This is a genomic window from Actinophytocola sp., from assembly GCF_049647105.1.
Classification (GTDB): Bacteria; Actinomycetota; Actinomycetes; order Mycobacteriales; family Pseudonocardiaceae; genus Actinophytocola.
Window position 1 is genome coordinate 1 of record NZ_JBARWZ010000323.1, and the last position, 8,523, is coordinate 8,523.

The 8,523-nt window shown below is 70.2% G+C and carries 9 protein-coding genes; 6 read left to right on the forward strand and 3 right to left on the reverse strand.

The annotated features are described in order from the left end of the window. Positions 1-581 (reverse strand): YciI family protein (locus WBA97_RS39850; RefSeq protein ID WP_424236407.1); only part of this gene is annotated, 581 nt, incomplete at its 3' end. A 248-nt stretch (positions 582-829) separates the two neighbouring features. Here WBA97_RS39850 and WBA97_RS39855 point away from each other — a divergent pair. The 6 genes from WBA97_RS39855 to WBA97_RS39880 are packed head-to-tail and all read left to right on the forward strand — an operon-like array spanning position 830 to position 7,573. Beyond that, on the forward strand, positions 830-2,482 hold the full coding sequence (locus tag WBA97_RS39855; RefSeq protein WP_424236409.1) for a glycosyl hydrolase family 28-related protein: 1,653 nt from the start codon (positions 830-832) through the stop codon (positions 2,480-2,482). A 10-nt stretch (positions 2,483-2,492) separates the two neighbouring features. Beyond that, positions 2,493-3,698 carry an ABC transporter substrate-binding protein gene (locus WBA97_RS39860; RefSeq protein ID WP_424236411.1) on the forward strand — a complete coding sequence of 402 codons (1,206 nt, stop codon included), beginning with the start codon at positions 2,493-2,495 and terminating at the stop codon, positions 3,696-3,698. Further along, positions 3,695-4,735 carry an ABC transporter ATP-binding protein gene (locus WBA97_RS39865; RefSeq protein WP_424236413.1) on the forward strand — a complete coding sequence of 347 codons (1,041 nt, stop codon included), beginning with the start codon at positions 3,695-3,697 and terminating at the stop codon, positions 4,733-4,735. The genes WBA97_RS39860 and WBA97_RS39865 overlap by 4 nt, the downstream gene beginning before the upstream one ends. Continuing rightward, entirely contained in the window at positions 4,732-5,625 is an 894-nt protein-coding gene (locus tag WBA97_RS39870) for an ABC transporter permease (protein ID WP_424236415.1), read from the forward strand. Before WBA97_RS39865 ends, WBA97_RS39870 begins: the two co-directional genes overlap by 4 nt. Beyond that, on the forward strand, positions 5,622-6,440 hold the full coding sequence (locus WBA97_RS39875; RefSeq protein WP_424236417.1) for an ABC transporter permease: 819 nt from the start codon (positions 5,622-5,624) through the stop codon (positions 6,438-6,440). Before WBA97_RS39870 ends, WBA97_RS39875 begins: the two co-directional genes overlap by 4 nt. Positions 6,441-6,496: 56 nt before the next feature. Continuing rightward, the gene (locus WBA97_RS39880) at positions 6,497-7,573 is read left to right on the forward strand and encodes a hypothetical protein (protein WP_424236418.1); all 1,077 of its coding nucleotides are present in this window, start codon (positions 6,497-6,499) and stop codon (positions 7,571-7,573) included. On the opposite strand, the gene WBA97_RS39885 is transcribed toward WBA97_RS39880, so the two are convergent. Together WBA97_RS39885 and WBA97_RS39890 are read right to left on the reverse strand one after the other, a co-directional pair. Next, positions 7,539-8,183, reverse strand: coding sequence for a GPP34 family phosphoprotein (locus WBA97_RS39885; RefSeq protein WP_424236419.1), 645 nt, complete (start codon positions 8,181-8,183; stop codon positions 7,539-7,541). The two genes, WBA97_RS39880 and WBA97_RS39885, sit on opposite strands and share 35 nt — an antisense overlap. A gap of 9 nt (positions 8,184-8,192) precedes the next feature. Continuing rightward, positions 8,193-8,523 (reverse strand): cyclodeaminase/cyclohydrolase family protein (locus WBA97_RS39890; protein WP_424236420.1); only part of this gene is annotated, 331 nt, incomplete at its 5' end.

An 8,523-nucleotide genomic window follows, 5' to 3' on the forward strand; every position in this document is an offset into this window, starting at 1 on the left:
CGCGAGTCTTCGGTTCGGGACCTGCGAGTTTGGGGTTCGGAACCGAAGACTCGCGGGTCGCCGCTACCGGCGTGAGGATCGAACCGCGGACTCAGCGATCGCGAACGGCCGACTCGCAGGTCCTGAACCCCCGACTCGCGGGTTCTGAACCGTGGACTCGCAGGTCCTGAACCCCCGACTCGCGGGTTCTGAACCGTGGACTCGCGGGTTCTGAACCCCCGACTCGCGGGTTCTGAACCGTGGACTCGCGGGTTCTGAATCGTGGACTCGCGGGTTCTGTCGTCGGCCGCGTCGTCGACCCTGGTCGCGATCTCCATGGCCCGCTCGTGTGACGCGCAGTCCAGGATCGTGTAGCTGACCAGCACCTCCTTGGCCTCGGCGTACGGGCCGTCGGTGGTCACGACGCCGTCGGCGGCCTTGCGGAGGGTTTTGGTGTGCGACGGGTCCGCGAGGCCCTCGGTCGTCACGAACTCGCCGGTCGCGGTCAGCTCCTTGCCCAGCGCCTCGTAGAAGTCACAGGACTCCTGGACCTCTTCGGCATCGGCGCGGTCGGGTCCCCGTTCGCGAGCATCGCTTCCCATGCCTTGGTGTTCGTGTAGGCCAGCAGGATGTACTTCATGGTCACTCCTCCGGTCGGTGCTTACGGCGATACGTCGGAGCCGCCGGACCGTCCAGGACATCCTGCCGCGGAAACTTGCGACGGACATCTCGCTGCGCCCGCGCGGGGCGGTGCCGCCGGTGCGGCCGTCCAGGTGAAGTCGGAAGTTTCGGAGGCACTCGCGACAGGAAAGCCTTTTCCTCAGGAAAATCAGCCGCTACGCTCCGAACCATGGATCGGCGCGACTTCCTCCGGTCTGCCGGAACCACGGCGGCAAGCGGTTACCTGCTCGCCGCCACGGTCGGCGTGGCCTCCGCCGTCGACAGTCCACAGTGGAGTCGTCGCTGGCACGCGTACCTGTCGAACCCGGACTCCCACCCGCTGATTCCCAACGTCTCCTACGCCGGTTACCGGCGCGGCGAGCTGCCGCTGCCCAGGCTGGGCGTGCGGACGAGCGTGACCGCGCACGGCGCGGTCGGCGACGGTGTCACGGACTGCACGGCCGCGTTCAACGAGGCCGTCGAGCGGGTCGGCGCCGGGGGCGGCGGCACCGTGTACGTCCCACCCGGCACCTACCTGCTCACCGGCATCGTGTGGGTGCACCACAGCCGGGTCGCGATCCGCGGCGCGGGCCGCGGCCGCACGCGGCTGTTCTTCGACCGGTCGCTGACCGAGTGCTACCGCCCGGCGTCGCGCAACGAGTGGTCGTGGTCCGGCGGCCTCGTCTGGTTCATCCCGCGCGAGCTGAGGGCCGCACTGGAGACGAGCGGCTTCACCGGCAACGAGGGCTGGCTCGACAACCGGGACCTGGCGACGGTCACCGCCGACGTGCCGCGCGGCCGCCGCCGCGTCCCGGTGTCCGACCCGTCCGGGTTCCAGCCAGGACGCCACGTCCTGCTGCTCGCCGACAACACGGCGGACAACACGCTGCTCGCGCACCTGGCCGGTGACGTGCCCGGTACCGCCACCTACCCGTGGGCGACCGCGGCCAAGCGCCTCCGCCCGGAGCTGACCGACTGGCCCCTTGCCGTGAACTTCGCCCAGTACCGGTTCCCGGTGCAGGTCCACCGGGTCGAGCCGGACGCGGTCGTGCTGGCGCAGCCGCTGAAGACCGACCTACGTCTCGGCTGGTCGCCCCGGTTCGCCACGCTCGGCCCGGCGATCACCGAGTCCGGCATCGAGGACCTCACGATCGAGATGCGCCAGGTCGAGCAGACCGCCCACCACCTCGATCCCGGCTTCAACGGCCCGCACTTCCAGGCCGCGCTGAACTGCTGGGTGCGTGACGTCGACCTGTGGCACAGCGACAACGGCTTCGGCTCGACGGCCACCAAGGGTGTCACGATGACCGGCGTGCGGGTCGGCGGCCGCGCCCGCCACCACACGTTCATCTGCCGCGTGCAGACCCACGATCTGCTGGTCGACCACTTCGAGATCCCGGCCGCCACCACCCCGCTCGCGCAGGGCGCCGCGCACCACGGCATCAACACCGAGGGTTTCTCGGCGGGGAACGTCTGGTCGAACGGGACCATGGAGGGCACGTTCGACTCGCACCGCGCGTTGCCGTTCGAGAGCGTGCGCACGGCGATCACGGTCACCAACAACGGCACCACCGGCGGCGCGGGCGACGCCGGACCCCGTTGGGGCGCAAGGTTCTGTCACTGGAACATCGACGTGCGCGGCGGCCGCGCCCACGGCGTCCGGCTGGAGGAGCACGCCCCGTGCGGCGCGATGGTCGGCGTGCGCGGCACCACCGGACCGACCGACCACCCCGAGGACTTCACCGGCGAGCTGTACTCGGTCGTCGACGCGCTCGACGACGCGGTGCTGCCGGCGAACCTGTACGAAGCCCAGCTGCGCCACCGATTGCGTGGCACGACATAGGAGCGTGGCGATGCGTAGGACAACGAGGTCGACACTCGCGATGACGGCGGTGCTGGTCGCCGCCCTGGCGTGTGGTGCGCCGGAGACGAAGGCGCCGGCGGACGCGCCGAGTTCGGTGCCGGAGAAACCGTCGCAACCGGTCGAGCTGAACATCCTCGACGTGGCAGGCAACCTGCAGCTGACGCAGGGGATGATCGACGAGTTCGCCGCCGAGCACCCGGACATCGTCAGCAAGGTCAACTACACCAAGGCGACCGCGCCGGAGATGCCAGGCAAGCTGCTGGCCGAGCAGCGCGGCGGTTCGTCGCAGACACACCTCGTGCTCACCGGCACCGACGGGCTGGCGTCGGTGATCGAGCAGGAGCTGGTGCTGAACCTGTTGCCGGACTTCGAGTCCCGCTTCCCGAAGCTGAAGGACAACTACCTGCCCGCGGCGGCGGACATGCAGGAACTGGCGCAGGGGCAGGGGATCACGGTCACGTTCTACCCGTCCGGCCCGCTGCTCGAGTTCGACCCGAACGTGGTCAAGGACCCGCCGAAGACCACCGACGAGCTGCTCGAGTGGGCCGCGGCGAACCACGGCAAGTTCCAGTACGCACAGCCCGCGAACTCCGGCCCCGGCCGCACGTTCCTCATGGGGCTGCCCTATCTGCTTGGTGACGAGGACCCCAAGGACCCGGTGAACGGCTGGGACAAGACGTGGGAGTACCTGGCAGAGCTTGGCAAGCACGTCGAGTACTACCCGACCGGCACGACCGACACCATGAAGAACCTGGCCAACGGTACGGTCAACATGGTCGCCACCACCACCGGCTGGGACATCAACCCGCGCGTGCTCGGCACGGTGCCCGCGCACATGAAGACGACCACACTGGAGGGTTTCCACTGGGTCACCGACGCGCACTACGCGGTCGTACCGCGTGGCGTGTCGGAGGACGTGCTGTCGGCGAACCTCGCGCTGATCGAGTGGATGCTGCAGCCGGAGCAGCAGGCGAAGGCCTACGACAAGGGCTACTTCTACCCGGGCCCCGCGGTCAAGAACGTCACCCTCGACATGGCGCCGCAGGAGTCGCAGGACGCGATCGAGAAGTTCGGGCGGCCCGAGTACGACCAGCTCATCGAGGACAACCCGCAGGAGACCTCGCTCCCCGCGGAACAGCAGGTGGCCGCGTTCCAGCGCTGGGACCGGGAGATCGGGTCGGGGAAGACCAAGTGACTTTTGCCGAACTGCACATAGATCACGTCAGCAGGGCGTTCGGTGAGCACATCGCCCTGCGGGAACTCGACCTCACGATCAAGGGCGGCGAGTTCGTCGCGCTGCTCGGGCCGTCCGGGTGCGGCAAGTCGACCGCGCTCAACTGCCTCGCCGGGCTGCTGCCGCTGACCGGCGGTCAGATCCTGATGGACGGCAAGCGGCTCGACACGCTGCCGCCGGAGAAACGCGGCTTCGGCATGGTGTTCCAGAACTACGCGCTCTTCCCGCACATGTCGGTGCGGCGGAACGTCGCGTTCGGACTGTCCATGCGCAAGGTCGCCCGCGCGGACCGGGAACGCCGCGTCGACGAGGCGTTGCGGCTCGTGCAGCTCACCGACCACGCGACGAAGTTCCCCGCGCAGCTCTCCGGTGGGCAGCAGCAGCGGGTCGCGATCGCGCGGGCCATCGTGCTGGAGCCGAGGCTCGTGCTGATGGACGAGCCACTGTCCAATCTGGACGCCGCGTTGCGACTGGAGATGCGCACGGAGATCAGGAGACTCCACCAGACGCTCGGCCTCACCACCGTGTACGTGACGCACGACCAGGAGGAGGCGCTCGCGCTGGCCGACCGCCTCGTCGTGCTGCGTGACGGACTGGTGCAGCAGATCGGCTCGCCGGAGGAGGTGTACGCGCACCCGGCGAACCGGTACGTGGCCGGGTTCATGGGCTACCGCAACCTGCTTCCGGTCACGATGTCCACACCGGACACGGTGGTGGGCAACGGTTTCACGCTCTCGGGCGTCAACCGCGACGGGCTCACCGATGGCGACGCGATCGCCGCGTTCCGCCCGACCGACGTGACCGTGACCGACACCGAGGGCGACAACACGGTGCGCGCGGCGGTGGAGATCGTCGAGTACCACGGCCGCGAGCAGGCGGTCGAGGCGCGGCTGCCCGGTGGCGAAGCGTTGCACGTGCGGACCGAGAGCCGCCTCGCACCCGGCGACGAGGTGCTGTTCCACGTGCCGCGCGAGCGGGTACTGGTGTTCGTGCCATGACGGTGACCGCGCGGGAGAAACCGAGCCTCAAGCACCGACTCGCGGAACGCGGCGTCGACCGGACCCTGCTCCTGCTGGTACCCGGTGTGCTGTTCGTGGTGGTGCTGTTCGCCTACCCGGTCCTGTATGGACTCCAGCTGTCGTTCCAGCCCGCGGACGGCGGCAGCCCGTTCGCCAACTACAGCAGGTTCTTCTCGGACCCGTATCTGGCGGACACGATCTGGACCACGCTGGGGATCGCGGTCCCGGCGGCGTTGATCAACGTGCTGGCGTCGGTCCCGATCGCGTACCGGCTGCGCGGGAAGTTCCGCGGCAAGCGGTTCCTCACCACGATCCTCGTCGTCCCGATCACGCTCGGCACCGTCCTCACCGCCGAGGGGCTCAAGCAGTACCTGAGTCCGGTCGGCTGGTTCAACCGGATCCTGATGGGCCTTGGCATGGACGAGCCGCTGCGGCTCGTGCCGAGCTGGACCGCGGTGCTGTTCTCGCTGATCATCACCGGGTTCCCGTTCGCGTTCCTGCTGACGCTGTCCTACCTGTCCGGCATCGACCCGACGCTGGAGCAGGCCGCGGCCACGCTGGGTGCGGACTGGCGGCGCCGTTTCCGGTACATCACGCTGCCGCTGCTGGCGCCCGGCCTCGCGATCACGTTCTGCCTGACGTTCGTGCTCGCGTTCTCCGTGTTCCCGTCGGCGTACCTGGTCGGCCTGCCGCAGGGGGAGACACGCGTGATGTCGATCGCCGCGTACGAGGCCGCGTTCCGGGACGGCGACTACCCGATGGGCTCCGCGGTCGCGGTGATCATGGCGGTGGTCATGCTGGTGGTCATCGGACTGGTGCTGGCGTGGCGGTCCAGGCTCTACCGCGGTGCGACAGGAGGCAAGGGATGAGGTCGTCCGTCGGCGGGTGGCTGGTGTGGGGCGCGGTCGCGTTCTTCCTCGTCAACCTGGTGGGGCTGGTCGCCTCGGTGGTGGTGAACTCGTTCGCCGTCAACTGGTTCGACACGTGGTGGCCGAGCGGGCTGACCGCGGAGTACTACCGCATGGCGTGGCAGGAGATGGCCCTGCTGGACGTGCTCGTGGTGACGCTGCAGGTGTCGGTCGCGGTCGTGGTGGCGTCGGTGCTCATCGGGGTGCCGACCGCGTATGCGCTGGCACGCAGGAACTTCCTCGGCAAACGGCTCGTGACCGTCCTGTTCCTGCTGCCGATCCTGTTGCCGCCCATGACCTACGGCATCCCGCTCGCTACCGTGCTGTACAAGTTCGACCTGGCGGGCAGCATGACCGGCGTGATCGTCGCGAACCTGGTGCCGTCGGTGCCGTTCGTGGTACTGACCATGACCCCGTTCATCGAGCAGATCGACCCGAAGATCGAGGCCGCCGCGCGCATGTGCGGGGCGAACACGGCCGCCGTGTTCGGCCGGGTGCTCGCGCCGCTGCTGGTCCCCGGCATCCTGGCCGCGTCGATCCTCGTGCTGGTCCGCACGGTCGGCATGTTCGAGCTGACGTTCCTCACCGCGGGGCCGGGCAGCCAGACGCTCGTGGTGTCGTTGTACGAGGCCATGTTCTCGGCGGGCATCCGTGCACAGCAGGCCGTGGACGCCATGGCGGTGATCTACACCGGCTCGATGCTCGTGCTGCTGGTGATCGCGCTGCGGTTCGTGAACCCGACCCAGCTGGTCACCAGGCTGAAAGATCCGGCCTGACTGGCAACCACCGGGCGGGGCTCGGCGTCCTGTCTGGTGTGTCAGGAGGAGAGCGGATGCGGTTGACCGGTCATGCGTACCCGTGGGACGTGCTGGGGGATCCGGTTTTCCCGGCCCGTGCGGAAGGTTTGGAGACGGTGGCGCTGGCGGCCGCGTACCACTCGATCCGGGCCGCGACGCCGCTGCACCCCAAACACCAGCTGGTCACCGCGCCGTACGCGGCGCTGTACCGGCCGGTGCGGGCACACGTGTGGCAGGACAGGCGCCTGCGCCCGAAGGAGCCGACGTGGACGTCCACATCGGACTCCTGGGGTCGTGCCGCCGAGGTGCTGCGCGCGGCCGGGCTGCGGGTGTCGGCGTGGGTGGTGCTGACCCACAACACGCGGCTGGGCACGGAGTTCCCGGCCGTGGCGGTGGTCAACTGCTTCGGGGACCGGTACCCGTACGCGCTGTGCCCGTCCCACGAGGAGGTGCGCGAGTACGCGGCCACCCTCGCCGTCGAGGCGGCCGATGGCGCGGACGAGGTGTCGCTCGAGGCATGCGGTCAGCTCGGCCTGACCCACGGCTCGCACCACGAGAAGACCGACAACGCGTGGACGGCGACCGCGCAGCGGTGGCTGTCGGTGTGCTGCTGCGAGAAGTGCCAGAAGGCATGGTCAGCGCGTGGTCTTGACCCGGTGTGGGTGCTGTCGACGCTGCGCGAGGCCGTGCGCACGTCGTCGGACGTGCCGTTCGCCGAGGAGCTGCTGGCGACCCGGCACGCGGCGACCGACCTGCTGCGCGCGGAGGTACTGGCAGGTCTGACGGTGCCGGTGGTCCTGCACGCGCACCCGGATCCGTGGGTGACCGGCGCGTCCCCGGGCCTCACCCCGGCGACGGGCGAGGACGTGTCGGCGCTGGTGGTCCCGGCGTGGCCGACCGACAGCGCGCCGGTGGTGGCGGCCGCAGCCGAGACCGGCCGTCCGGTGGACGCGTACGTGACGGTCCTGCAGAGCGCGGACGGCCTCACCGACCACGCGGAACGTGTGGTGGCGGCGGGCGCGTCCGGCCTCGCGATCTACCACCTTGGCCTGGCCTCCGCCGCGCGGCAGCCGCTGATCACGGAGATGGCGACGGCGGCGCGCTCGGCCTGACCGGCTGCTGCTGCCGGTCATCCAGGGCCAGGACGCCCGGCAGGTCCACGGAGGAACGGTCGCATTCGGCCACGATCTCCGTGAACGCGCGGACCGGCCACGACTCCCGCGCGAGCCGGCCAGCGCGGGCGCGCCCGGCGGACTCCACGCGCCAGAACAGGAGGTCGATCGCCCCCAGTGAGTGCAGCAGACCGCAGAGGGCGCCGGTCCTCGGGGTCGGCGGCACGTCGTCGGCCAGCGCCGCGTCCAGCTCGGCGACCAGGGCCGCGCGCCGGGGTTCGTCGTTGAGCCGCCACACCGGCTTCCCGCGCCACGTGTTGCTCCGGGTGAGTGCGCCCTGGTCGGTCAGCCCGCCGAGCAGCGCGGGGTAGAGCCCGATCCCGGTGTACGTGATGGCCCGGTCGAGGGTCGCGGTGTCGAGGTCCGGCGCGAACGGGTGCCCGCCACCTCGGCGGAGGGTCACCCGGTCCCCGGTGATCGTGAGCTGCTCGGTCCCGGCCAGCTCGACGAGCACCGCGGCCGCCAGCGCGGCGTGGGTGCCGCAGAACGACGGCATTCTCCTCGCCGTCCTCGGGACCAGCAGGAGCAGCAGTTCCTCCGCGAGCAACATGGCCGGAATCTAACCCGCGGTGTTGATCTCCACCAGGACGGTCGCCGCCCTCGCGGAGGACTCGGCGAGCAGCTCGGCCACGCGTGCGTCGCCGGTCAGGTTCGGGTTGCCGTTCGCGACGAGGTTCCGTGCCAGCTCGGCCACCCTGGTGGCCGTCGCCGCGATGTCCTTCGGCACCTCGGTCGCCGCCAGCAGGGCCGCCTTCCGCGCCGGGCCCTTCGCCGCCAGGTACGCCGTGTAGGCGGCCGCGTCGGCCTCGGCGAGCCGCAGCAGGTCGGCACGCAGCCCGTCGGCGGTCGCGGCGAGGGGGTCGTCGTCGGCGAACCGCGCGGCCATCGCC